Origin of the sequence: Paenibacillus rubinfantis (genome assembly GCF_001486505.1) — a bacterium.
In the GTDB taxonomy this organism is placed as follows: Bacteria; Bacillota; Bacilli; order Paenibacillales; family Paenibacillaceae; genus Fontibacillus; species Fontibacillus rubinfantis.
The window spans coordinates 931,251-955,353 of record NZ_LN909066.1; the positions used below are offsets into that span (position 1 = coordinate 931,251).

The window sequence follows — 24,103 nt, forward strand, 5'->3', positions numbered from 1 at the left end:
CTCTAATAAGAGAGCCCTTCTGCTTAGTTCCCATTCGTTACGCTGTGCGTTTGACGTTCAGCGGTTGTTTTGGCGCCGGGGTTTGCGTTCCGGCATCGTCTTTCTTGTGGAACAGCTTGCGAAGGTAAGGCATGACGTAGTAGTCGAGGCCGATTTTACCGGCGTTGGCTGCAGCGACGATGACCAGCACTTCCAGGATCAACATTTGCGCGTTGGTGCTCACCGTACCCGAGAAGAGGAACGCGGCGTTCATCACGAAGCCCATCAGTGCGGCGAAGGTGGTGAAGGTACCGAGGATGAGACCCAGGCCAACCAGGAATTCGCCGTAAGGTACCAGGACGTTAAAGAGGTCGACGTTCGGCAGGGCAAAGTGTTGCAGGAAGGTGGCCCACCAGCCTTGCACCGCCGGATGGTCGCCGGCGCTGTTTGCGATCGCTCCGTTCAAGAAGCCCGCGGCATCGAAGCCGCCGGTGAGTTTATGATAGCCGGCTTCGATCCATTGATAGCCGAGGTAAACGCGGATGACGGTCAAGAGCCACATTGCTACTTTGTTTGTTCTGAGGAAATTGTTAAACATAAGAACCACTCCTTTGATTTATCTTTGTTTTTGTTTTTGTTTTTGTTTTTTGGATGATCATCTTTGATGTCTTTATTATATGTGATATTTTTCACTTAATATGTGATTTAAATCACAATTATTAAAAATTGTGTATTTAAATTTTAAGAGATGACGGTGAAAATCCCCCGATAACACAAAAAAATCCTTACCGAAGTAAGGATTTCGCGATGACATAATGGAGCGGGTGATGGGAATCGAACCCACGCTACCAGCTTGGAAGGCTGGAGTTCTACCATTGAACTACACCCGCACGGTACCTGCAATCGTTTAAAAACAAGAAAAGATCGGGACGACACGATTCGAACATGCGACCCCCTGGTCCCAAACCAGGTGCTCTACCAAGCTGAGCTACGTCCCGATGTAAATGCAGGCCCTTTTTGGGAAGGCAAAAATTAATATACCACGTTTCAACAGGCGAAGCAAGTGGGAATTTCTGATAATTCAAGCTGGACCTGCTCAAAAAAAATCCTTAGCCGGCTAACCGGCTAAGGAACTCGCTTTCCAGCACGCCGGCAGGCACCGGCTTGCTAAACAGATATCCTTGTCCTTCATGGCAACGCTGGAGCTTCAGGAATTCCAGCTGCTCCTCGTTTTCCACCCCTTCGGCCGTCACCTTCAGCTTTAAGTGATGCGCCATTGTGGTGATGGTAGAGACAATCGCCGCGTCGTTCCCGTCGTACATCACCTCTTTGACGAAAGCGCGGTCGATCTTCAAACGGTCGATCGGCAGGCTTTTCAAATAATAAAGCGAACTATACCCCGTGCCGAAATCATCGATACTGATATGTATCCCCAAACGCTTCAGGCGGTGGAGTTGATCCAGCGCGGTTTCAATATCGTACGTCATGCTTTCCGTCACTTCGAGCTCCAGATAACGCGGCTCCAACCCCACTTCGCGCAGGATCGCATCCACGTGCTCCGCTAAATTATACTGGCGGAACTGACGCATCGATAAATTGACGGATACGCACACCGGCTCAAAACCGTCCATCTGCCATTTTTTGTTGTACAGGCAAGCCGTTTTAAGCACCCACTCGCCGAGGGGAACGATGAGCCCGCTTTCTTCGGCCAGCGGAATAAATTCACTGGGCGGCAGCAGCCCCCGCTTCGGATGGTTCCAGCGAACCAGGGCCTCCATCCCGACCATTTTTCCCGTATCCAAGCTGATCTGCGGTTGAAACTCCAGGAAAAATTCCTCCCGCTCCAGCGCCTTGCGCATATCGTTCTCCAGCTCCACCTTCGATTGGGTGCGCTGCTTCATTGCCGCATGATAGCGCATAAAGTCCACGCCATGCTCCTTGGCATGGTGAACCGCCATGTCTGCACATTGAATCATCTGGTTCACCGAGTCCCCATCATTCGGGAATATGGACAAGCCCATACTTAGGGAAATATGGTATTCCGTATCGTCGATCAGCACCGCCGGGTCCACGGAAGCCAGCAGTTGCTTCGCCCGCATCTCAGCCGCCGCTTCATCCGAAAGTTCCGAAAAAATCACGGCGAATTCATCATCCCCCATCCGGTACACCCGCTGCTGCGGCCCCCCTAACGCCGACAGACGGCTTCCCAGCTCCGTAAGCAGCTTGTCTCCCGCGCTATAGCCCAGAGAGTCATTGATCGCCTTAAACCGGTCGATATTGATCACCGCCACACCGGTGCTCGCCTGCGAAAATACCAGCAGCTCGCCCAACTGCTCTTTCATTTGCCGCAAATTCGGTAGCCCGGTCAGATCGTCATGATAAGCCATATGCTTCATTTGGGCTTCCGCCAGCTGCTTGCCTCGCATCGGCTCTTCTATCGTCAGCCGGTAAACGCCTTTTAATACGATATAATAGGAGATGCCCATATACCATTGGCCCACCACCTGCGCCAAATTCTCAGCATTCCCTGGAGAATACGTCATCAGCACATGCCCCATCGCCATAAACAACAGCGCTCGGGTCACCGTCATAATAGCCGGCGGCCGCTCCGTACGATGCCGATACAAGATCGCGATGGCTGCGAGGATGTACAATAGCGGAATGCCCACTCGTATAATCAACAGGCCCAGCTCCAGATCAAATAGCGACGGCAGGCTGCCTTGATAACGATTGAACACCAGCAGCCCCACTAGGGTCAACAGGCCAACGCCCGCAAACATGGCGATTTTTTGGTGTCCTAAGATCTGATGGTCCTGCGACGCGAAAATGCGCGGCATCCCTAAAGCCCCCAGCAAATGCGAGATCACCAAAAACCAAGACGCTAGCGTTCCGCCAGGTTCGAAGCCAAGCAGCTGGATATCACCGTGCGAAGCGGCGTACAGGATATCCAATATCCCGATCATTGCAAATAAAACGGCCGTATACAGCCGCTGCTTGGAAAGTTTGTCGATGAACAGAATCCATCCCTGTGCAAAGATTGCAAACGAAACGGCCAGGCACATTAACCCGGCCAGGAGATGCAGGGTTTGAAAGACTGCGTCCATCCCCGGAGGGAACCCGTTCCATGCCGACAGCCGGACCACCCCAACCATGGCCGCCAATCCGATTACCCCTTGGATGATAGTCGTTTGTTCCTCTGTCCTAATCCTCAATGCGTATCAACCTCCGGAGGTAAGTTCAGTCTTCGTCATGAAACTACTAATTCAACATATTCCGCTTATTTCCTGCCTTTTTCCCAAATTTGTCGAGGAAAAAAAGAAGCCCGGACGCAAGGCGCCGGGCGGGATAATCTTATTTTTTCGAGCGATGAACCGTCGTTTCCGGGGTCGTCAGTTTATCGTAAAAATCGACGACTTTATCCTTCTCCTCCGACGCCCGCAGAGCCATCGCGGACCGTGGATGCTCGTCAAGCGTCCCGGTAATCATGTAAGGAATCAGATACCCCCACTCCTCCTTCTCACGAAGCGGGATCAGCAGCTCCTCCAAGGCCTCCAAAACCGGGCGCAGCTTGTAATTTGTGCCCTTCAAATGGGTCACAAGCAGCTCGGTCGGGCAGTTGCCGGCTGCGCGTCCCATCCCGTACACGGAGGCATCCAGCAGTTCTACCCCATTGTCGGCAGCGACCAGCGTATTGGAGAACGCCAGCTGCATGTTGTTATGGGTGTGAACGCCCAGCCGTTTATTCGGCAAATGGGTTTTGAACTTATTGACCAGATACTCCATATCTTTATAATCGAGACTTCCGTACGAATCGACGATATACACAACGTCAACAACGCTCTCCTTGATCATCTCAAAGGCTTCCAACAGCTCGTTCTCCATCACGTTGGACAGCGCCATGATGTTCAGCGTCGTCTCGTAGCCGCGATCGTGGAACAATTGGACCAGCTGCAGGGCTTTGTCCACATCTTTAATGTAGCAAGCGACCCGAATCAAATCGAGCAAGCTTTCGCTGCGCGGCAAAATATCGTTTTCGTCCACCCGACCGATATCGACCAGTGCGGACAGCTTTGTCGTACCTTTTTGAGGAATCACCCGGCGCAGGAAATCGTCGTCCAGAAACCGCCAAGGACCGGCCTCATCGGCGCCTTTCAGCAGCTTCGGCGAGTTTTTGTAGCCGATTTCCATATAATCCACGCCCGCCTCATTTAGGCTCGCGTACAATTTTTGGACAAATTCTACGCTGAAGTCCCAGTTATTCACCAGTCCGCCATCACGGATGGTGCAATCGACGATTTTGCATTGGTTGGCTTTCATACCGGCATATTCCTCTCCATCTTTTCGTTTACTATCCATCTTACTAAAGGTTGTTCGAAAAGTCATCTTTGAATCGCGATGGATATCATATGAAGTTTCCACTTTGATATGAAGTTAATCACAGTATGGATCGACCGTGCATGATATATTACATTTAAATCCAATTGAGATTGATTCTCAATAGCAATAACAAGCATCCAACCTAAACCTAAACGCAGCCGATTCGGCTTGCCTACCCGATGATACAAGCTTCTCATTTTATTAAGGATAAGGAGAGGAAAACGTATGTCATCTTGCCAAAGCTGCCTGCTTGGATTAAAGCCCGGAACCTCTTGCGCCATAACGCAGATCGGAAATATGGACCCCATCCTGAAACGGCGCCTCGCTGATCTGGGAATTCGGGAGGGGACTCGCGTTGTTGTGAAGCGATACTGTCTGTGGGGCGGCCCGATCACGCTGGAATGTGCCGGACAACTGCTAGGTATTCGTCAGAAAGAAGCGGCGCATATCGAGGTGGCTGTCTCATGAACAATGCAGCCCTCATCGGCAACCCCAATACGGGAAAAACCTCGCTGTTTAATACCTTAACCAGCTCCTACGAGTATGTCGGCAACTGGGCCGGTGTGACGGTGGAGAAAAAAGTCGGGCGATTGCGGGGGAAAACCGGTCATTTGACCGACCTGCCCGGGATCTATACCCTTCATCCCCTATCCAGGGACGAAGGCATTGCGGCGGAATACCTGGCCACTGAATCTCCCTCGGTCCTAGTCAACATTGTAGACGCCTCAAATCTGGAGCGCAATTTGTATTTAACGTTGCAGCTGCTCGAATACGGAAAGCCGGTTATCGTTGGGCTCAATATGATCGATGTTGCCAAGGCAAGCGGGCTTCAGGTCGATCCGGAGAAGCTGGCGGCCCGGCTGGGCGTTCCCGTTCTTCCTCTCATTGCCCGCACCGGCAAAGGCAGCAAGGAGCTGCTGCGGTTGATCGAGCATCGGCAGTCGGATGCGGTGGAAGCACCTCACTTTACAATCTACTACGGCGAGGCGATTGAACGAGCTATCGACGACATCTCCCGAGAACTAGCTGCAGGCTGGGAGGAAGGGCGTCCGGCCTTACGCTGGCTTGCACTGCAGGTGTTGGAAGATAACCCGGCGGTTATCGCCTCGCTTCCGCCGCAGACCAACCAGTACAAGTTGCAGGATATCCGGGCGAGAGCGGAAGCAAAGCTGGCTGCGAACGGTGCGGCTTCCTCCGCGGAAGCGTATATCCGTTCCGTCCGCCTCGAGCGGATTCGGGAAATTTGCAATGAGGCCGTGGATGCCTCCCAGAAGAAACCTCATACGATGACCGAACACATCGACCGTATCGTCACGCATCCGATTCTCGGCATCCCGTTGTTTATGGCCTTTATGTTTTTAACCTTCCAGTTGACGTTCGACTGGCTGGGGAATCCGCTGTCGGACCTGCTCGACGGGTTCATGACCGGGCCGCTCACCAGCGGCGTGGAGAGCCTGCTGATCGGCATCGGGGCTTCAGGCTTCACGCATGCGCTGATCATCGACGGCATCATCGGCGGTGTTGGCGGCGTATTGGTGTTTATCCCGCAGATTTTCATCATGTTCCTGATCATTTCCTTCATTGAAGACTCCGGTTACATGGCACGGATTACCGTCATGATGGACAAATTGATGGAAATCGTTGGTTTAAACGGGAAGGCGTTAATCCCGTTTATCTTGGGCTTTGGCTGCAACGTGCCGGCGATCATGGCTTCCCGTAGCATCGAGCAGCCGAAGGAGCGGATGCTAACCATGCTGTTGATTCCGCTGATGTCCTGCTCCGCGCGGCTGCCGGTATACGCTTTGTTTGCCGGTATCTTTTTCGCTGAATCGCAAGGTCTAATCGTCTTTTCCCTTTATATGCTCGGCATCGTGCTGGCGCTTGGGTTGGCCAAAGTGTTCTCGCTGTTCCTGTTCAAAAACGAACGCTCCTTCTTTATGGTCGAGCTGCCGCCTTACCGGATGCCGCAAAGCGTCACTCTGTTCCGCAGCACCTGGGAGAAAGGCAAAGGCTTCTTGCGCAAAGCCGGTACCTTCATTCTCGGCGGTTCCGTGCTGATCTGGCTGCTTACCTACCTTGGTCCGGGCGGCGTGGCAGACAACATGGATGACAGCTTCCTCGCTGCAATTGGCGGCTTGTTCTCGTCGGTCCTGCAGCCGTTGGGGTTTGGCACCTGGCAATCCGGGGCGGCCCTCATCACCGGCTTTATGGCCAAGGAGGTCGTGGTGTCGACCATGAACATCATTTATCATGTGCCTGATATGGCCGGCCTGCAAGGTCAAATCGCCGCTTCCTTCACCGGGCTGCAGGCCTACAGCTTTATGGCCTTCGTCCTGCTCTACACCCCGTGCCTCGCAACGGTGGGGGTCCTTCGCAAGGAAACGGCCTCTTGGAAATGGACGTTCTTTTCGATCGCGTATTCGTTGTCGCTTGCTTACCTCGTATCCCTCTTGATATATCAAGTTGGGCTGCAACTTGGGTTTTAGCTTGGCTTAAAAGTTGAGTTCCGAACAACGAAAGGAGTCACCCGTTATGATCGAAATTTTTATCGTCACCGCCATTTTCGGTTACGCCGCCTTTGCGTTGTACCGCGGCTTCAAGAAAAGCAAAAAAGGCGCCTGCGCCTCCTGCTCACAGCAGAAATCCTGTTCTGCGGCTTGCGGAAGTTACGCGGCGTCCTCTTCGGTTCCTTCGGCCAAGGGCTCAAAAGAATAAACTATATGGCGAGCGGGAGCGAGATAACAAAAATCGTTCCCGCTCCTTTTAAGCTATCCACGGAAATATTCCCCCGGTGGTTCCGGATAATCCGGTAACTTACCGACAATCCCAATCCGGTTCCCTTCTCCTTTGTCGTAAAGAACGGGTCAAACAAGCGGCTTAGCAAACCTTTGTCCATCCCGCCGCCGTTATCCTGCACCGAAATGTTGACCGATTTGCCCTCCATCTCCGCACGGATATCGATAATTCCCTGATGATCGGTCCCTACCTCGGCGATGGCATCCATGGCGTTCTTAATGATATTCAACAGCACCTGCTTGATTTGCTTGACGTCGATCGAAACAAACAGCTCCTCCTTAGGCTCGTGAAGGATCATTTGACAGCCCTTCATCACCGCTTCGCTCTCCGTCAGCAAGACAACCTCCTTGAGCAAGGAAGAAACGCTGACCGTCGATTTCTGCGGGGCCGATGGCTTTGAGGAATTAAGAAACTCATGAATGATGTCGTTGGCCCGGTCGATTTCCGTCAAAATAATCCGGGCATACTCATCCTTGCCCAGTTGCAGCAAATGGGGCCGCAGCAATTGAATGAACCCGCGAATCGCTGTAAGCGGGTTACGAATTTCATGCGCGATCGCCGCAGAGATTTTCCCAAGCATCGCCAGCTTGTCATTCTGATAAGCCGTCTGTTCGATTCGTTTGAAATCGGATACATCTTTCACGCTAAGTAGAAAGTCCCCGTCCATCTGATCTCCATACGTGACCGTAATCAGCCAATGCCTGCCGTATTCGTCGATCAATTCATGGTATTTTTTACGATGAAAAATCGTCTCCCGGTAAATGCGCAGAATCTTGCGCTTCTTAAATTGGTTAAGATGTGGATGCCGCAGCATCTGCAGCAGATTACAGCCGATCAGGGATTGGCGCGGCATTTCGAGCAGCTTGGCCATCTGAACATTGATAAAGGTCAGAACCCCATCGCTGTCTAATAACATAATTCCGCTGTCAAGGTGTTGGAGTACATTCTCATACTTGTTTTTAACGAGTTGGGTTGATTGGTATGCTTTGACGGACTGGAGCAGTGTCTCCTGAAATTCACTCAACAAGTTTGGTTCCCCCTTATCTGAAATGATGTACTTGCCTAACAAGACAACATACGATCACTACCTTGAAGAACTTACCCTGACTCGGCACGCTTTACTCAGCTTTTTGTTACTATCTATGGCGGATTTCGCACAAAAGGCGAAACGATGCTTGTCCACAAAATCAAACAGATAAGCCCAAAGCCACCTGTTTCAATCATAGTCAAGTTTTCCAAATACCGTCAATCAGAGATACTGTCGAAAAAAGGTGGATGAGCGCAAAACGACTACCATAGTCCTAAAAAAGTGAAAATAGCCTCCCTTCTGGAAGACTATCTCTACGAATTTTAACTATTATTTGTGTTGAAGCCGGGCTCTACGCCGGCTCATAACCGCCAACCGTTTCTTGAGCTCCTCGCTCCATTTCTCATCGCCGATGTGCTTGGCTACAGACAGGAGGTCCAGCGAAATATCGATTTGACTCTGTACGATCGTTAAGGGATCTTCATCTTCCCGATTCACGCAGTTTCCGAAAATGGACTCATCGTCCTCCATTACGAAATCCTGAAAATCGATCTCCGAAACCCCGTCGCCATGGGCGTATTCCGCCAGAATTTCGTATTCGTTCTCCACCTTATAATGAACCTCAACCCGATGGCACACCGGGCAAAATAGCAGGGGCACATTATGTACCTGCGTACGATAATGCTTCAAAGTCCCCTTTGTTCCCAGCATGCTGGCTCCGCAGCAAAAACTCATTCCCCTTCACCCTTTCCCGCGTTCGGTTCATTACCGCTTCCCAGCCCTTCCAGACGGGGATTTCATATAATTTATTCGTGAAGCTTGCTTCAAATTCCTGCGAAGCAATTGTAAATCTTGGTAACCGGCCATTCCCTACAGACGTACCACGGGGCAAAAAACCCCCGATTTGAGCTGGGCTCAAACAGGGGGTCCATCTTCTTATCTTTTCACATGGTAACACCGGCCAATTTTAATGTCAATTCTCCGGTCTCCTGCAGATTATTTCTTCATTGCAGCAACGATCAAATCGCCCATTTCCTTCGTGCCAACCGCCTTACTCTTGTCGACGGCGATGTCTCCCGTGCGATGTCCGGCATTCAGCACGTCAGCGACAGCAGCTTCGATCGCGTCGGCAGCATCCGCATAGCCGAAGGTCATGCGGAACATCAGCGCAACGGACAAGATGGTAGCAATCGGGTTCGCCAGGTTCTGACCGGCGATATCCGGTGCCGAACCGTGTACGGGTTCATACAAACCAAAGCTGCCTTCGCCCAGGGAAGCCGAGGACAACATGCCGATCGATCCGGTCAGCATAGCCGCTTCGTCACTCAGAATGTCGCCGAACATATTCTCCGTCACGATCACGTCAAAGCTGGCAGGCCGGCGCAGCAGCTGCATCGCGCAGTTGTCGACCAGAACATGCTCCAGCTCAACGTCCGGATATTCCGGAGCGACCCGGTTAACGACTTCACGCCACAAACGCGAGGTCTCCAGCACGTTGGCCTTATCAACGGATGCCAGCTTCTTGCGGCGCTTCTGAGCAATCTCAAACGCCTGACGCACGATTCGCTCGACTTCGCTGACGTTATACGCGCAAGTATCAACGGCTTCTTGGCCGTGCTCTGTATCGCGGCGGTATTTCTCGCCGAAATAAATGCCGCCGGTCAGCTCACGTACGACGATGAGGTCGGTGCCTTCAAGCACTTCCGGTTTAAGCGTCGAAGCATCCTTTAAGCAGTCGAACACAACCGCCGGACGCAGATTCGAGAACAAGCCCAGCGCTTTGCGGATGCCCAGCAATCCGGTCTCCGGGCGCAGTTCCTTTGGATTGTTGTCCCATTTCGGACCGCCTACGGCCCCAAGCAATACGGCATCGGCCTTTTGGCACACCTCCAGCGTCTCCTGAGGCAGCGGCGTTCCTTTCCTGTCGATGGCGATCCCGCCAAACAACGCATGCTCCGTTTCAAATTGGTATCCAAACAGCTCTTCCGTCCGTTTCAGCACTTTCTCCGCTTCGGCCACCACTTCCGGTCCGATGCCGTCGCCCGCGATCACCGCGATTTTTTTGACTTCTGCCATAACTCCCAGCTCCCTTTCGTGAACATCCTCTTCTTCAGTTGTAACACACCGGGTTAGGATAAACAAAGATATAGAATCTATTAAGGTCATAGGTATTAGCTATAAGTCGGCAAAAAAACAACGGAGCTGTAAAATCAGCTCCGTTGTTGCCCCCACTCGCGGCTCGGTTACGCCCGAATCGTAGCGTTGGACTTTCTCTTCTCGATCAAGCGGTTGAGCGCATCCACATAGGCGCGGGCGCTCGCTTCCAGTATATCGGTGCTGACGCCGCGACCCTGCACGGACACCCCGTTTTGGGTCAGTACGACATGTACTTCCCCTTGAGCATCCTTGCCGTGGCTGACCGATTTGATCGAATAATCGGCCAGCTTGACCTCTTCGCCGGAAGCCAAGTCAATCGCGTTGTAGATCGCGTCAACCGACCCGTTGCCTTCGGCTTCCTTCTCGATGATGTCGCCGCCAAGGGTGACCAGCCGCACCTTTGCCGCCGGTGTTGCTTCGTTGCCGTAAGAAACAAAAATCGTTTCGAGGCGGAATTCCTCCGGCGTATCGACCAGTTTCTCCTCGACGATCGCCAGCAGGTCCTCGTCGGTGACTTCCTTCTTCTTGTCGGCAAGCGCCTTGAATTTGGCGAAAGCCTCGTTCAAACGCTCGTCATCCAGCGTGTATCCCATATCGACCAGCTTCTCGCGGAAAGCGTGGCGACCGGAGTGTTTCCCCAGTACCAATTTGCTCTCTTTGAGGCCAATCGTTTCCGGCGACATGATTTCGTAGGTGGTTTTCTCCTTCAGCATGCCGTCCTGGTGGATCCCCGACTCGTGGGCAAACGCGTTCGCGCCAACGATCGCCTTGTTCCCCGGTACAACCATGCCCGTCAAGCGGCTGACGAGCCGGCTCGTACGGGCGATTTCGGACAGCTCCAGCGAGGTCTTGGCACCAAAGAAATCAAACCGGGTTTCCAGCGCCAGCGCTACTTCTTCCAGCGCGGTGTTGCCGGCCCGTTCCCCGATCCCGTTGATCGTCCCTTCGATTTGGTCGGCACCGCCCAGGATCGCCGCTAACGAGTTCGCCGTAGCCAGGCCCAAATCATCATGGCAATGGGCGCTCAGCTGGATTTTCTCGATGCCGGGCACCTTCTCCTTCAGCGTGCGGAAGATATTACCGTATTCCTCAGGATACAAATACCCCACCGTATCCGGGATATTCACCACCGATGCGCCTTCGCGGATCGCCATCGCCGTCATCTCGCACAGGAAGTCCAGTTCGGTTCGGCCGGCATCCTCACAGGAGAATTCGATCTTTGAAAAATACTTGCTTGCATACCGCAGCGCGGCCTGCGCCGTCTCCAGCACCTGGTCTTTCTCCATCTTCAATTTATATTTCCGGTGGATTGGACTGGTGGCCAGGAACAAATGGATGCAAGGATCCTCCGCCCCTTGCAGCGCTTCGCGCACCGCATCAATATCCTGCGTGCGCGACCGCGACAAACCGATCACCGTCGACTTCTTGACTGCACGCGCTACAGCGTTGACGGCCGCCAAATCCCCCGGCGAAGCCGCAGGAAAGCCCGCTTCGATCCGGTCCACCCCCAGCTTCTCCAACTGATAGGCGATCTCCAGCTTTTCGCGAGTATTCAGGTTCACGCCAGGGGATTGCTCGCCATCCCGTAGCGTTGTATCGAAAATGTAGATTTTGCGCATGTCTTGCACCTCCTCCGAAAAGCTCCAATGCGGCTCACGCATAGGCACGGCCGCATTGGGTATTCAGGCTTTTACTAATCTTACGTTATCCCCTAACGAGGGTATACCGTTTATTTCTTGATCCAGTGCATCAAGCCGCGAAGCTCTCTGCCGACCACTTCGATCGGATGGTTCGCTTCGTTGCGGCGAGTAGCCGTAAGGAACGCGCGGTTCGATTGGTTCTCCAAGATGAAGTCGCGGGCGAATTTCCCTTGTTGGATATCGGAAAGCACTTCTTTCATCGCTTTCTTCGTTTCTTCGGTTACGATCCGAGGACCCGTTACATAGTCGCCGTATTCCGCCGTGTTGGAGATGGAGTCGCGCATCGTCGCCATGCCACCTTCATAGATCAAGTCGACGATCAGCTTCATTTCGTGCAAGCACTCGAAGTACGCCATTTCCGGAGCATAACCCGCTTCCACCAGCGTTTCGAAGCCGGCTTTGATCAGGGCGGTTACGCCGCCGCACAATACAGCTTGTTCGCCGAACAAATCGGTTTCGGTTTCTTCACGGAACGAAGTTTCGATTACCCCTGCGCGCGTACAGCCGATCCCTTTCGCATAGGCGAGACCGATCTCTTTGGCTTTACCGGTTGCATCCTGGTGGATGGCGATCAAGCCAGGGACGCCAAAGCCTTCCACATATGTGCGGCGAACCATGTGGCCCGGCGATTTCGGAGCGACGAGCAAGACGTCGTTGTCCGGGGAAGGAACGATTTGTCCGAAGTGCACGTTAAAGCCGTGAGCGAACAGCAAAGCGGCGCCCTTTTTCAGGTTAGGTGCGATTTCGCTGTTGTAGACGGCAGCTTGGGTTTCGTCCGGCATCAGGATTTGCACAACATCTGCACGTTTGGTCGCTTCCGCAACGGACAATACCTCAAAACCGTCTTCCTTCGCTTTGTTGAAGGATTTGCCTTCGCGCAGGCCGATGACGACATTCAGTCCGCTTTCACGCAGGTTTTGCGCATGGGCATGTCCTTGGCTGCCGTAACCGATGATCGCGATCGTTTTTCCTTTCAATACGCTGAGTTCTGCATCTTGTTCATAGTACAAAGTAACTGCCATTTCTTATGCCCTCCTAGGATTTGCGGGACAGTCAAGCTGTGCCCTTGATTAGTATAAGTATGGTTCCCTCCGCCTATGACGAGCGGGTGTTTCAACGGACCGCCGCCTTGATGCGATAAAGCAGGATCTTGGCTGAATCGATCCCCTCAAACACCCGCCCGGCGTCTGGCGGAGGGGTGAAGCCGCGGATCGCGGCAGAGTAACGGATTCGTTTGGTGCTTAGGCGTTTCCGCGAATCATGGCGGTGACGCCGGTACGGGAAAGCTCTCGGATGCCGTAGGGGCGGAGTAACTCGATCATCGCATCGATTTTCTCGGTATCGCCTACGACTTGAACCATCATGCTGTGCGTGCCGATATCGACAACCGCGGCGCGGAACGTTTCAACGACGCCCATGATTTCCGGGCGCTCCGCCGGTTCAGACTTCACTTTGATCAGAGCCAGCTCGCGTGCGACCATCGGTCTGGAGCTGAGATTTACGACTTTAATGACATCGATGAGTTTGTACAGCTGCTTTTCGATTTGCTCCAACGTTTTGTCATCGCCTTGCGTGACGATGATCATTCGGGACAAGCCCGCTTCCTCGGACTGCCCCACGGTGATGCTTTCGATATTGTAGCCGCGCCGGCCGAACAGGCCGGCCACGCGCTGCAGAACCCCCGGCTGGTCGTTCACTAATACGGAAATCGCATGGTTTTTCATCATCATTCACTGTCCCCCATCAACATTTGATCAATGGTGGAACCTTGGGTAACCATCGGATATACGTTTTCCTCTTTGCTGACCACGAATTCCACCAGAACCGGTCCCGGCGTATCGAGCGCTTCCTGCCATACGCGTCTCGCTTCTTCCTTGTTCGTTGCCCGCAGGCCTTTTACGCCGTAGGCTTCAGCCAGCTTGACGAAATCCGGACTGCCTTCGAGATTGATATGGCTGTAGCGGTTGTCATAGATCAATTCCTGCCATTGGCGTACCATGCCAAGCACCTGGTTGTTGATAACCACGACTTTGACCGGAATGTTGTTGATCGCGCAGATCGCCAGCTCCTGAGCACACATCTGCATACCGCCGTCGCCGTTAATCGAGATGACCAGCCGGTCGGGATGTCCCATTTGTGCGCCGATGGCCGATGGGAATCCGAAGCCCATCGTCCCGAGGCCACCGGAAGTAATCCAGGAACGAGGCTGGTTAAACTTGTAATACTGCGCCGTCCACATTTGATGCTGGCCAACGTCGGTCGTGATGATCGCATCGCCGCCCGTCGTGTCGTTCAGCAGCTCGATCACCCATTGCGGCTTCAGCACGGTCTCCGAATCGATGTACTTCAGTGGCTTTTCGACCTTGGAGCGTTGGATATGCGCTCTCCAGGCATCGGCTTTATCCGCGCGAGACACGATCGGGTTCAGCATCTCCAGCACCGTTTTGACGTCGCCTACGATCGGAATATCGGCGTGGACGTTCTTGCCGATTTCCGCCGGGTCAATGTCGATGTGCACGATTTTGGCTTGCGGTGCAAATCCGTCCAGCTTGCCGGTCACCCGGTCGTCAAACCGCGCTCCGATGTTGATCAGCAAATCGGATTGCTGGATCGACTGGTTGGCCGTGTACGTGCCGTGCATTCCCGGCATGCCCATCCACAGCTCGTGCCCGCTTGGGAAAGCGCCCAAGCCCAGCAACGTCGTCGTAATCGGGATTTGCGTCTTGTTCACGAATTCGAACAGCTGTTCATGGCCGCCGGAGTAAACCACGCCGCCTCCCGCAATGATGACTGGACGTTCGGCTTCTTCAATCGCCGCGGCCAACTTGTCAAGCTGCAACCGGTTTGGCACGACCGTCGGGTTGTAACCGCGCAGGTTGATGGTTTGGACCGGTTCGAACAAAGCCTTGTTTGCAGACACGTCCTTCGGAATATCGATCAGGACCGGTCCTTTCCGTCCGGTGTTCGCAATGTGGAACGCCTCGTGGATAATACGCGGCAAATCCTCAACGTTCCGGACGAGATAGCTGTGTTTTGTAATCGGCATCGTAATGCCGGTAATATCGGCTTCTTGGAACGCATCCGTGCCGATCAGGCTGGATACGACGTTCCCCGTAATAACAACAAGCGGCACGGAGTCCATAAACGCGGTAGCGATCCCCGTCACCGTGTTGGTTGCTCCTGGACCGGAGGTGGCGATACATACGCCGACTTTGCCGGTGGCCCGAGCGTACCCGTCCGCCGCATGGATGGCGCCCTGCTCATGTCGGGTCAGCAGGTGGTGGAAATCGGTAAATCCGTAAAGCGCGTCGTAGATGTACAACACAGCTCCACCCGGATAACCAAAGACGCACTCGACACCTTCCAAAAGCAAGCTGCGAAGCAGGATATCGGAACCTGTAATGACTTCCGGCTTCATCCATTTCTCTCGTAATTGTTCTGTAGACCGCACTTCTGGAGTTTGCGCGCTCATCAGTCATCCTCCTTATCGTAGGTTGTTTAAAAGTCAACTTTTGATCACGTTGTAGCTCATGAAGCGGATTCGGCATCGAATCTTGAATTCAGCCGGTCGCTCCGTTGCTCACGTAGCCTCCGGCTACGCTCCGCTACTCCCTCCCTAGCTTCATCCAACCTTCTCGGTGCTGAAAAGCCGACTTTTGAAACTCTTATTAAACAAAAAAACCTTCCGCCCGCCGGAACAGTTTCCTGTTCCGAGGGACGAAAGGTTTGATCCTCCGTGGTACCACCCATTTTTACCCAGCACCTCACAGTGCCAAGCCTTGACGAGTAAAAGCCTAAGCTGCCTTACTCGTGGTCCGTAACGCGGACCAGACGATTCCCCCTACTAAGCCTTGTATGCAAGCGCCACCGCGGATGGCTTGCAGCTTTTCAGGGAAACAGCTCCGAGGTGAGCTCGCAGTTAAGGGATTTTGGTGGTGGTCTCAGCAAATCCATCCACTCTCTGAGCAAAGAGCCCTTAAAGCTTCGTCCTCATCATTGCCGTTTGCAAGATATGTCTTAAAATGTTTAGAAACATTATATGATTAGTTTACACCACGAGTCAATACCCTAAAGAATTAAAGTTTCCATCAGGAACCCTTTCCCTCCTCCCTCTCATATGATAAAAGATAGCGCCCAAAATTATGCACGGTAAGGAGGAAATTCGCGCATGATTCGATACAGACGGCCCAAGCAGGACGATCCGGTCATCTACGAATTGATCCGCAAGGAGCTTGTCCCCTTCTCCCATATGCCTCCTCAGGACATCGATGCCGTCATCAAGGATCTCCCGGGTCGGCTGACGCGCGGCATCTCACTGGTCGCTTCGCCCACCTACGAAGCGGATCTCATCGCCTTTATTCACTTTCTTATTCACGGGGATTTGTTATATATTGACATGATGGCTGTATCCGCGGCACACCAGCGGCAGCGGCATGGCAAAACGCTGATGGCCCACGCTGAGAACTTTGCTGCCTCCCGGGGCTGTCAGCGGGCAAAAGTAATGGTGGACCGGGATAATACCCGAGCCCACCTATTTTACCGTAAATTGGGATACCGGACGCTGCGATACGTCCCGTTGTCCCAATGCTATGAGCTGGAAAAAAGGCTGCCCAGCCGCAGTTAAACCCGCTTACCAAAAATACGGGGAGGGAGGATAACCGCCGCCGTAGGGAACTCCACCGTAGGGAACGCCGCCATACGGAACTCCGCCGTAGGGAACCCCGCCAAAGGCGTAAGGTGCGGTGCCAATTGCCAACAGATCAAACAACACCAGCGGGATTAACGCTTTGGTTCTGACTTTTTTGCCGGGGGCTTGGCGAAGAATCAAGCGATTGCCGCTGATTTTTACCAGTTTGCCCGTGACCACCGTACCGTCTTTTTTATAAGCCGCGACCTGTTTGCCCAGCCATTTCTCGGCTTCTTTTCTCGTAACCGTTCTGCCCATCCGAATTCCTCCTGTCAGGTTAGATCCTATAGCCGCGAAAACCGCTCTGGCCGAACCGTTTGACTCGGCTATTTTGTGTTCACCCCTAACCTATTCACTCGTCCCCTCCCTTGCTTGCACCATCGCCTTGACTGCCGATAAAAACGGGCTCTTGCCCTCTTTCCGCAAAGCAAAAAAAGGATGCTGCCGATGGCAACATCCTTGTTTGCATGAATCTTAACGTTTCCCTGGATCGTATGGCGTCCCCAAAGCCGACGGTGCCGAGGAACGCCCCACCGCACCAACGAGGACGATAATCGTCAATACGTAAGGGATCATGAAAATAAACTCTTGCGGTATACTTCTCGACCAATCGAACAACTGCACGTAGTTCCGAATCGCCTGCGAGAACCCAAAGAACATCGCCGCGCCAAACGCGCCAAGCGGGTTCCATTTCCCGAAAATCATCGCTGCGATGGCAATAAAGCCCTGTCCAGAAATCGTATTATGGGCAAACGTACTGGTCGTCGTCAGCGTAATGGTTGCACCGCCGATTCCTCCAAGCACGCCGCTGAGGAGTACCCCGATGTACCGCATTTTTGTCACGTTCACACCCAGCGTGTCCGCCGCGCTTGGATGTTCGCCGACGGAACGCAGGCGCAAGCCAAATGGCGTCTTAAACAGCACGAAGTAGATGACTACGACGAGGATCAACGCCAGATAGGTTGTTGGATACGAGTTGAAGAAACCCTCCCCGATGATCGGAATATCACGCAGTACGGGGATTGGGACCTTATGAAACACATTGACAAGCGGCGTTTCGGCCGCCCCTTCGAACAACAGTTTAACGATGTATACCGTCAATCCGGCAGCCAGGAAGTTGATAACGATCCCGCTGATCGTCTGGTCCGCCTTAAACGTGATCGTAGCGACCGCGTGGATTAAAGCACCAATCGCCCCCATCACCATGGCAGCGATAACCCCAACCCATGGCGAGAAGGCCCCCATGCCTGCTTCTTGGGCATAATAAGTCCCTACGCCGGCAGCAAATGCACCAAAGATCATTAACCCTTCCAAGCCAATGTTGACGACGCCGGAACGTTCGGAGAAAATGCCGCCAAGCGCCGTGAAGATCAACGCCGTCGAAAATACGAGGGTGGAGTTCAGCAATTGACCAAGCAGTGTAAGTACGTCCATCTTACGACACCTTCTCTTTCTTGCGCTTCAGGTAAAAGGGCTTTAGCACGATTCTTACGATGCCCTGAGCGGCAATGAAGAATATGATCGAGCCGATTACGATCTTAATCAGCTCCGGAGGTACTCCGGCGCTGAAGCTCATCCCGGCCGAGCCGTATGTCAGCACGCCGTAAAGAATCGATCCCAGCACCACGCCAAACGGATGGTTCATCCCGAGCAGCGCGACGGCGATGCCGTCAAAGCCGTACCCCGGAGAAGCCGCAAAGACCGATTGGTAATGGAATACGCCCAGCACCTCGAAGGTCCCGGCCAGGCCGGCAAACACGCCGCTGATGAACATCGCTTTGACGATGTTGCGGCTTACGTTCATCCCGGCGTATTCCGCCGCATTGGGGTTCAAACCAACAGAACGCATTTCATAACCTTGTTTCGTTTTCCAGAGGTAAACAAAGAAGAATACCGCCGTCAGAAGCGCGATAACCGTTCCCCAGTGGATCCGGGCATTATTAAACACATCGTTCAGGAAGGTCATCGACGCAGATGCTGCGATGTCTTCCGAACGGTTTTGGCCTTTCAGCAGATAAAAATTACGGATAACGTAATTGGACAAATACAACGCCGTCCAGTTCAGCATGATCGTCGTAATAACTTCGTTGATGCCCCGTTTAGCCTTCAGGTAGCCAGCGACCCCCGCCCAAAGTCCGCCTCCGATCCCCCCGGCAATAACCGCCAGAGGAACCAGAATGCCGGACGGCAACCCTGAGAACGACAGCGATACCGCGGTTGCCGCCGTCATGCCAATCAGAACCTGTCCGTCCGCACCGATGTTAAACATCCCAGAACGGAAGGCAAAAGCCACAGCCAAACCTGTAAACATCAACGGCGTGACTTGGCGAATCGTTTCGCCGAAGTCATACGGGTTCCCTACGACGCGCTGCAGAAGCGCGCTGTAGGCCACAATCGGATTGTATCCCCCGATCAGCATGACAACCGCACCAACCAACAAGCCAAGCACGATAGCAACCAGCGGAAGAATGACGCTGTCTAATGTAAATATTTTTCGCAATTTATCCAACGCTTTGACCTCCCCGTTCCAGGCTGCCCGCCATCATTAGGCCAAGCTCTTGATCGTTGGTTTCCCGCGGCAGAACTTCCCCGACGATCCGTCCTTCGTAAATGACGGCAATCCGATCGGACACGTTCATAATTTCGTCCAGCTCAAAAGAAATCAGCAAAACCGCTTTGCCTTGGTCACGCTGCTCGATCAGCTGCTTATGAACGAACTCGATCGCCCCGACATCCAGCCCCCGCGTCGGTTGGGCCGCGATCAGCAGGTCCGGGTTCTTGTCTATTTCCCGCGCAATAATCGCCTTCTGCTGGTTCCCCCCGGACAAGGAACGCGCCGTTGTTTCCACGCTTGGCGTACGCACGTCAAACGCTTCAACCAATTGCTTGGCATGCTCGTCGATCGCCCGCTGGTTTAGCAGACCTCCCCTGCTGTATGGCGCTTGGTAGTATGTCTCCAGCACCATGTTTTCGCTGATGGAGAAATCCAGCACCAGTCCATGCTTGTGACGGTCCTCCGGAATATGGGACAACCCGCTTTCGATAATTTTCCGCGCCGGCAGATTGGTGATGTCCTTGCCCGACAGCCGGATCGACCCGGATTCAATTTTGCGCAGCCCGGTGATCGCTTCGATCAGCTCGCTCTGACCGTTGCCATCCACCCCGGCGATGCCAACGATTTCTCCGGCACGCACCTCGAGGTTCAGCCCGTTCAGCACATGGATGCCATGCTTGTCCTTTGCTTTCAAATCGTTTAGCTGCAAAACAGGTTGTCCAATTTGAGGTTCCGCTTTATCCACTTTGAAGGAGACGCCGCGGCCGACCATTTTCTCCGCCAATTCTTGCGGATTTGTCTGTGCGGTCTCTACGGTATCGATGACCTTGCCGCGACGGATAATCGTAACTCGATCCGAAATCTCCATAATTTCCTTCAGCTTGTGGGTAATCACAATGATGGATTTGCCTTCCTTCACCAACCGTCTCATGATCGCCATCAATTCCTCGATTTCCTGAGGCGTAAGCACCGCGGTCGGCTCGTCAAATATAAGGATATCCGCGCCGCGGAACAGAATCTTCATTATCTCGACCCGCTGTTGCATCCCGACGGAAATATCCTGGATTTTCGCATTAGGGTCAACTTGAAGGCCATACTGTTCCGACAGTTTCGCCACCTGGGCGGACGCTGATTTATAGTCGATTTTAAGTCCCTTTTTCGGTTCCATTCCAAGAATGATATTTTCGGTAACCGTAAAAGGATGTACCAATTTAAAATGCTGGTGCACCATCCCGATACCGAGTTTAATCGCCTTGTTGGGATTATCGATGGTCACCGGCTGGCCGTTCATCTCAATCGAGCCTTCATCCGGCTGATAGAGACCAAATAAAATGTTCATCAACGTTGATTTGCCCGCACCGTTCTCGCCGAGCAGGGCATGAATTTCGCCCTTGCGTAAGGTTAGGCTGATGGAGTCGTTGGCGACTACACCGGGAAAACGTTTTGTGATTTGCTTCAACTCGACTACGGGAGCTTCAGCGCTCATGAAACCACCCTCACCATTATGGGATTAACGCAAGCAACAAGGCCAGTTGATCCACTGGCCTTGCCTGCTTGAATGACTTTATTATATTCTACTGTCCCTACGGACGTAAATGCGTTTACTTGTGATATTACTCCGCAGGAACCGTAACTTCGCCGTTTACGATTTTTTGCTTGAATTCTTCAACCTTATCCAAGATTTCTTGGCTCAGGTTTGGATTTTCTTCCGGCAAGCCTACGCCGTCTTCTTTCAGCGTCAGGTTGGTTACTTGACCACCTTTGAACGTACCGTCAATCACTTGTTGGGTTACGTTCTTAACAGCAACGTCAACGCGTTTCATCATGGAAGTCAGCGTTACTTCATCACCAAATTCAAGCGATTGGTCTTTGTCGACGCCGATAACCCACAATTTGTTTGCGCCGCCAGCTTGGTTGCGAGCAGCTGCTTCGTTAAATACGCCGTTCCCCGTTTGACCAGCTGCAGGGAAAATGATGTCTGCGCCATCATTAAACAATTGAGTTGCCAGGGATTTACCGATATCCGGCTTGTCATAGGCACCTGCATAAGTAACTGTTACTTTCGCGTCCGGGTTCACCGCAGCGACGCCTGCTTGGAAACCTACTTCAAAACGTTTGATAACTGGGCTTTCGGCACCGCCGATAAAGCCGATTTTGTTTGTTTTTGTCGTCAGACCCGCTACGACGCCGACCAGGAAGGAACCTTCGTTTTCGGCAAACGTGACGGATTCTACGTTAGGTGCGTCAACGACGTTATCGATGATCGCCATTTTCGCGTTTGGATTCGCGTCAGCAACTTGTTTGGTTGCATCGCCAAGGTCAAAACCGATCGACCAAGTCAAGTCATAGCCACCTTGAACGAATTGGTTCAAGTTTGGAACATAGTCGGAGCTTTGAGCACTTTGCAGATATTTGTTTTGGATGCCTTGCTCTTCGTGCATCGCTTCGAGTGCTTCCCACGCGGATTGGTTGAAGGATTTGTCGTTTACGCCGCCTACGTCGGTTACGAGACCGATCTTAAACTTCGATGCATCGGTTGCTGCGTCTCCGCCGTTACCCGCTTGCGTGTTGTCTGCAGTGTTTCCAGCGTTGCCGGTATTGGCAGTTCCACCGTTGTTCGCTGCTTTGTTGTTGCCGCATCCCGCCAAAATCAGAGTAAATGCGAGCACCATGAGTAAAGATAGCTTGAAGGCTTTGTTCATTGCGGTTAATCCCCCTTAATATTTTGTGAGCCTTGTCTAAGTTGACCACACAGACCGATTATACCTGTAAAATATGCTAAAATCCATACTTTTAATAACCCTGGGTTAAATAATTTTCGCCTTTATTTTGAATAAAGCGCTTACTTTCGACATATTTATCATCCAATGTTCGCTTCATGTAAACTTCTTCCTAAAACACAGCCATTTCCGAACATTTGAAAGCGACTCTCACGAAAACATCAGGGTTTCCCCAGGGTCAGATAGATATCCGGACATGTGGTGCGGCTTACTTCTAGCATTCCTAATTTTCAACATTTCCATGCCTACCCTGCAGATCTTCTTGCCAAGCCAAATCAAAACGCTCGACAGAAGATCCACGAAATTCCAGCTCATTTGTAGTTAAAGCGTCCTTTGGCTGGGCTATCTCGGCTTTACCTATGTAGGCGGGGTGCCCTTGCATCCCCAAAAAAAGCGCCGTCCCGGTACAAACCGGAAACAGCGCCTTCATCGTTTGAACTTAAGCGTTGATTTTTTCTTTAGCTACAGCAGCCAAAGAATTAAAAGCATTCAGATCGTTAACAGCGAGATCTGCCAGCATTTTGCGGTTGATGTTCACTTCAGCCAATTTCAGACCATGCATCATTTTGCTGTAGGACAAACCGTTCATGCGAGCTGCTGCGTTAATACGCACGATCCACAATTTGCGGAAGTCGCGTTTTTTCGTGCGACGGTCACGGTATGCGTACAGCAAGGATTTCATCACTTGCTCGTTAGCGGTTTTGAAAATACGGTGTTTCGAACCAAAATAACCTTTAGCCAGTTTCAATACTTTTTTATGACGACGACGAACGACGAATCCGCCTTTTACTCTTGCCATTTAAAAAACCTCCCAATAAGTTGTGTGAATTGTTTCTCGGAAATTACTTCAGGTTTGCCAGTTGTTGCTTCATGCGGCTAACGTCACCTGCGTAAGCAACAGGGCTGTTGGCCAAAACACGTTTTGCACGTTTCGACTTATGGGACAGCAAGTGATTGCGGTTCGCTTTGTAACGTCTAACTTTACCGGATCCGGTAATTTTGAAGCGGCCTTTCAGGCTGCTGTGGGTTTTCATTTTAGGCATTGTACTTCCCCCTCAAAGTTTGTGAACGTATGCCTTCTCTTCCGAGTCATTCCGCTAACGGAACGATCATATATAGAAAACAAACGATTAGTTTTTCGGTGCTAGGATCATAATCATGCTGCGTCCTTCAAGCTTCGGAATGCGTTCCACAGATGAGATTTCTGCAACCTCTTCTTTGACGCGGTCGAGAATTTTCTTCCCGATGTCGGCATGGGTAATTTCCCGTCCACGGAAGCGAACCGAGCATTTTACCTTGTCGCCATCTTTCAAAAATTTGATCACATTGCGAAGCTTCGTTTGGAAGTCGTGTTCCTCGATATTCGCACGAAACCACACTTCCTTGATGTCCACAATCTTCTGATTCTTGCGGGCTTCCTTCTCTTTCTTCTGCTGTTCGTAACGGAATTTGCCATAGTCCATAATCCGGCATACCGGCGGCTTGGCAGTCGGCGCAACGTTCACCAGATCCAGATTCAGGTCGATCGCCATTTGCAGGGCTTCACGCAGCGGCTTAATGCCGATTTGTTCACCTTCAGCACCCACCAAACGGACTTCTTTCGCACGAATCTCATCATTGATCAAATGTTCCTTACTGATAATTCTCCACCTCCAAATGGTCTTAAGTAATGACTTGGGACCGGTACTACTCACACACATAAAAAGGATGCAGGTCCTCACCCGCATCCTCATTGATCATCGTTCTTCATGAACATTCATTCATAAATCAACGGATCAAAACCAGCCAACACGAACGTCGGTCAGGTGAGAAGCCGGGGCCTCTGCTTGCAATCCAAAAACTTCTTGCAACCTCAAATACTATATCATGTGCGATCCCCTAAGTCAAGGAACATCAAGAATAAATATGGTTGCTCTTGTCGGCAGCAGCTAAAATGAGCAAATTGGGAGCCAATAAAGCGATTTTATCACCTTATTTCTTCGGAAACGGAGCTTTACTCGGAAATAGAGTGATTCTTTCACCCTATTCTGCTGAAGTCGCTCCCTT

The 24,103-nt window shown here is 52.2% G+C and carries 22 protein-coding genes and 2 tRNA genes; 4 read left to right on the forward strand and 20 right to left on the reverse strand.

The features are described 5' to 3' along the window. Positions 1-37 precede the first annotated feature (37 nt). The 5 genes from BN3277_RS21820 to BN3277_RS21840 all read right to left on the reverse strand — a co-directional run bounded on the left by BN3277_RS21820 (position 38) and on the right by BN3277_RS21840 (position 4,296). A complete protein-coding gene (locus BN3277_RS21820) occupies positions 38-577 on the reverse strand; it encodes a DoxX family protein (RefSeq protein WP_059046361.1) in 540 nt (179 codons plus the stop codon). A gap of 218 nt (positions 578-795) precedes the next feature. Then, a tRNA-Gly gene (locus BN3277_RS21825) sits at positions 796-869 on the reverse strand. A gap of 34 nt (positions 870-903) precedes the next feature. Next, positions 904-977 (reverse strand) — tRNA-Pro (locus BN3277_RS21830). Between the two features lie 111 nt (positions 978-1,088). Beyond that, on the reverse strand, positions 1,089-3,191 hold the full coding sequence (locus BN3277_RS21835; RefSeq protein ID WP_082691551.1) for a putative bifunctional diguanylate cyclase/phosphodiesterase: 2,103 nt from the start codon (positions 3,189-3,191) through the stop codon (positions 1,089-1,091). Positions 3,192-3,330: 139 nt separating this feature from the next. Further along, a complete protein-coding gene (locus BN3277_RS21840; protein WP_059046362.1) occupies positions 3,331-4,296 on the reverse strand; it encodes an aldolase catalytic domain-containing protein in 966 nt (321 codons plus the stop codon). A 285-nt stretch (positions 4,297-4,581) separates the two neighbouring features. On the opposite strand from BN3277_RS21840, the gene BN3277_RS21845 reads away from it, so the two are divergent. Genes BN3277_RS21845 through BN3277_RS21855 form a run of 3 tightly spaced genes read left to right on the forward strand, consistent with a single transcriptional unit; the run spans position 4,582 to position 7,071 of the window. Next, entirely contained in the window at positions 4,582-4,824 is a 243-nt protein-coding gene (locus tag BN3277_RS21845; RefSeq protein WP_059046363.1) for a FeoA family protein, read from the forward strand. Continuing rightward, positions 4,821-6,842 (forward strand): ferrous iron transport protein B, encoded by a 2,022-nt coding sequence (gene feoB / locus BN3277_RS21850; protein ID WP_059046364.1) that lies wholly within the window; start codon positions 4,821-4,823, stop codon positions 6,840-6,842. Before BN3277_RS21845 ends, feoB begins: the two co-directional genes overlap by 4 nt. 46 nt (positions 6,843-6,888) lie before the next feature. Then, on the forward strand, positions 6,889-7,071 hold the full coding sequence (locus tag BN3277_RS21855; protein WP_059046365.1) for a FeoB-associated Cys-rich membrane protein: 183 nt from the start codon (positions 6,889-6,891) through the stop codon (positions 7,069-7,071). A 1-nt stretch (position 7,072) separates the two neighbouring features. Here the strand turns inward: BN3277_RS21855 and BN3277_RS21860 are convergent, their stop codons facing one another. The 7 genes from BN3277_RS21860 to ilvB form a co-directional block, all read right to left on the reverse strand. Beyond that, positions 7,073-8,179, reverse strand: a complete 1,107-nt coding sequence (locus BN3277_RS21860) for an ATP-binding protein (protein WP_059046366.1) — start codon at positions 8,177-8,179, stop codon at positions 7,073-7,075. Positions 8,180-8,509: 330 nt separating this feature from the next. Beyond that, positions 8,510-8,914: a hypothetical protein gene (locus BN3277_RS21865; RefSeq protein WP_059046367.1), complete on the reverse strand. Its 405-nt coding sequence runs from the start codon at positions 8,912-8,914 to the stop codon at positions 8,510-8,512. Positions 8,915-9,175: 261 nt separating this feature from the next. Beyond that, positions 9,176-10,255 (reverse strand): 3-isopropylmalate dehydrogenase, encoded by a 1,080-nt coding sequence (leuB, locus tag BN3277_RS21870; protein ID WP_059046369.1) that lies wholly within the window; start codon positions 10,253-10,255, stop codon positions 9,176-9,178. Between the two features lie 167 nt (positions 10,256-10,422). Beyond that, the gene (locus tag BN3277_RS21875; protein WP_059046371.1) at positions 10,423-11,955 is read right to left on the reverse strand and encodes a 2-isopropylmalate synthase; all 1,533 of its coding nucleotides are present in this window, start codon (positions 11,953-11,955) and stop codon (positions 10,423-10,425) included. 110 nt (positions 11,956-12,065) lie between these two features. Next, positions 12,066-13,058, reverse strand: a complete 993-nt coding sequence (ilvC, locus tag BN3277_RS21880; protein ID WP_059046372.1) for a ketol-acid reductoisomerase — start codon at positions 13,056-13,058, stop codon at positions 12,066-12,068. A 219-nt stretch (positions 13,059-13,277) separates the two neighbouring features. Next, a complete protein-coding gene (gene ilvN, locus BN3277_RS21885) occupies positions 13,278-13,766 on the reverse strand; it encodes an acetolactate synthase small subunit (protein ID WP_187380111.1) in 489 nt (162 codons plus the stop codon). Further along, positions 13,763-15,508 (reverse strand): biosynthetic-type acetolactate synthase large subunit, encoded by a 1,746-nt coding sequence (gene ilvB / locus BN3277_RS21890; protein ID WP_059046374.1) that lies wholly within the window; start codon positions 15,506-15,508, stop codon positions 13,763-13,765. The genes ilvN and ilvB overlap by 4 nt, the downstream gene beginning before the upstream one ends. 696 nt (positions 15,509-16,204) lie before the next feature. Between ilvB and BN3277_RS21895 the strand changes: the two genes are divergently transcribed. Then, positions 16,205-16,660, forward strand: a complete 456-nt coding sequence (locus BN3277_RS21895) for a GNAT family N-acetyltransferase (RefSeq protein WP_059046376.1) — start codon at positions 16,205-16,207, stop codon at positions 16,658-16,660. Positions 16,661-16,666: 6 nt separating this feature from the next. Here the strand turns inward: BN3277_RS21895 and BN3277_RS21900 are convergent, their stop codons facing one another. The 8 genes from BN3277_RS21900 to infC form a co-directional block, all read right to left on the reverse strand. Next, positions 16,667-16,981 (reverse strand): hypothetical protein, encoded by a 315-nt coding sequence (locus tag BN3277_RS21900; protein WP_059046377.1) that lies wholly within the window; start codon positions 16,979-16,981, stop codon positions 16,667-16,669. Positions 16,982-17,197: 216 nt separating this feature from the next. Further along, positions 17,198-18,157 (reverse strand): ABC transporter permease, encoded by a 960-nt coding sequence (locus tag BN3277_RS21905; RefSeq protein ID WP_059046380.1) that lies wholly within the window; start codon positions 18,155-18,157, stop codon positions 17,198-17,200. A gap of 1 nt (position 18,158) precedes the next feature. Then, the gene (locus BN3277_RS21910) at positions 18,159-19,232 is read right to left on the reverse strand and encodes an ABC transporter permease (protein ID WP_059046382.1); all 1,074 of its coding nucleotides are present in this window, start codon (positions 19,230-19,232) and stop codon (positions 18,159-18,161) included. Continuing rightward, positions 19,225-20,763, reverse strand: coding sequence for an ABC transporter ATP-binding protein (locus BN3277_RS21915; protein ID WP_059046384.1), 1,539 nt, complete (start codon positions 20,761-20,763; stop codon positions 19,225-19,227). The genes BN3277_RS21910 and BN3277_RS21915 overlap by 8 nt, the downstream gene beginning before the upstream one ends. Before the next feature lie 127 nt (positions 20,764-20,890). Then, a complete protein-coding gene (locus BN3277_RS21920) occupies positions 20,891-21,979 on the reverse strand; it encodes a BMP family lipoprotein (protein WP_059046386.1) in 1,089 nt (362 codons plus the stop codon). Positions 21,980-22,496: 517 nt separating this feature from the next. Continuing rightward, positions 22,497-22,856 (reverse strand): 50S ribosomal protein L20, encoded by a 360-nt coding sequence (rplT, locus tag BN3277_RS21925; RefSeq protein WP_059046387.1) that lies wholly within the window; start codon positions 22,854-22,856, stop codon positions 22,497-22,499. A 43-nt stretch (positions 22,857-22,899) separates the two neighbouring features. Further along, positions 22,900-23,100: a 50S ribosomal protein L35 gene (rpmI, locus tag BN3277_RS21930; RefSeq protein ID WP_059046389.1), complete on the reverse strand. Its 201-nt coding sequence runs from the start codon at positions 23,098-23,100 to the stop codon at positions 22,900-22,902. Between the two features lie 87 nt (positions 23,101-23,187). Then, the gene (infC, locus tag BN3277_RS21935) at positions 23,188-23,682 is read right to left on the reverse strand and encodes a translation initiation factor IF-3 (protein WP_059046391.1); all 495 of its coding nucleotides are present in this window, start codon (positions 23,680-23,682) and stop codon (positions 23,188-23,190) included. Between the last annotated feature and the right edge of the window lie 421 nt (positions 23,683-24,103).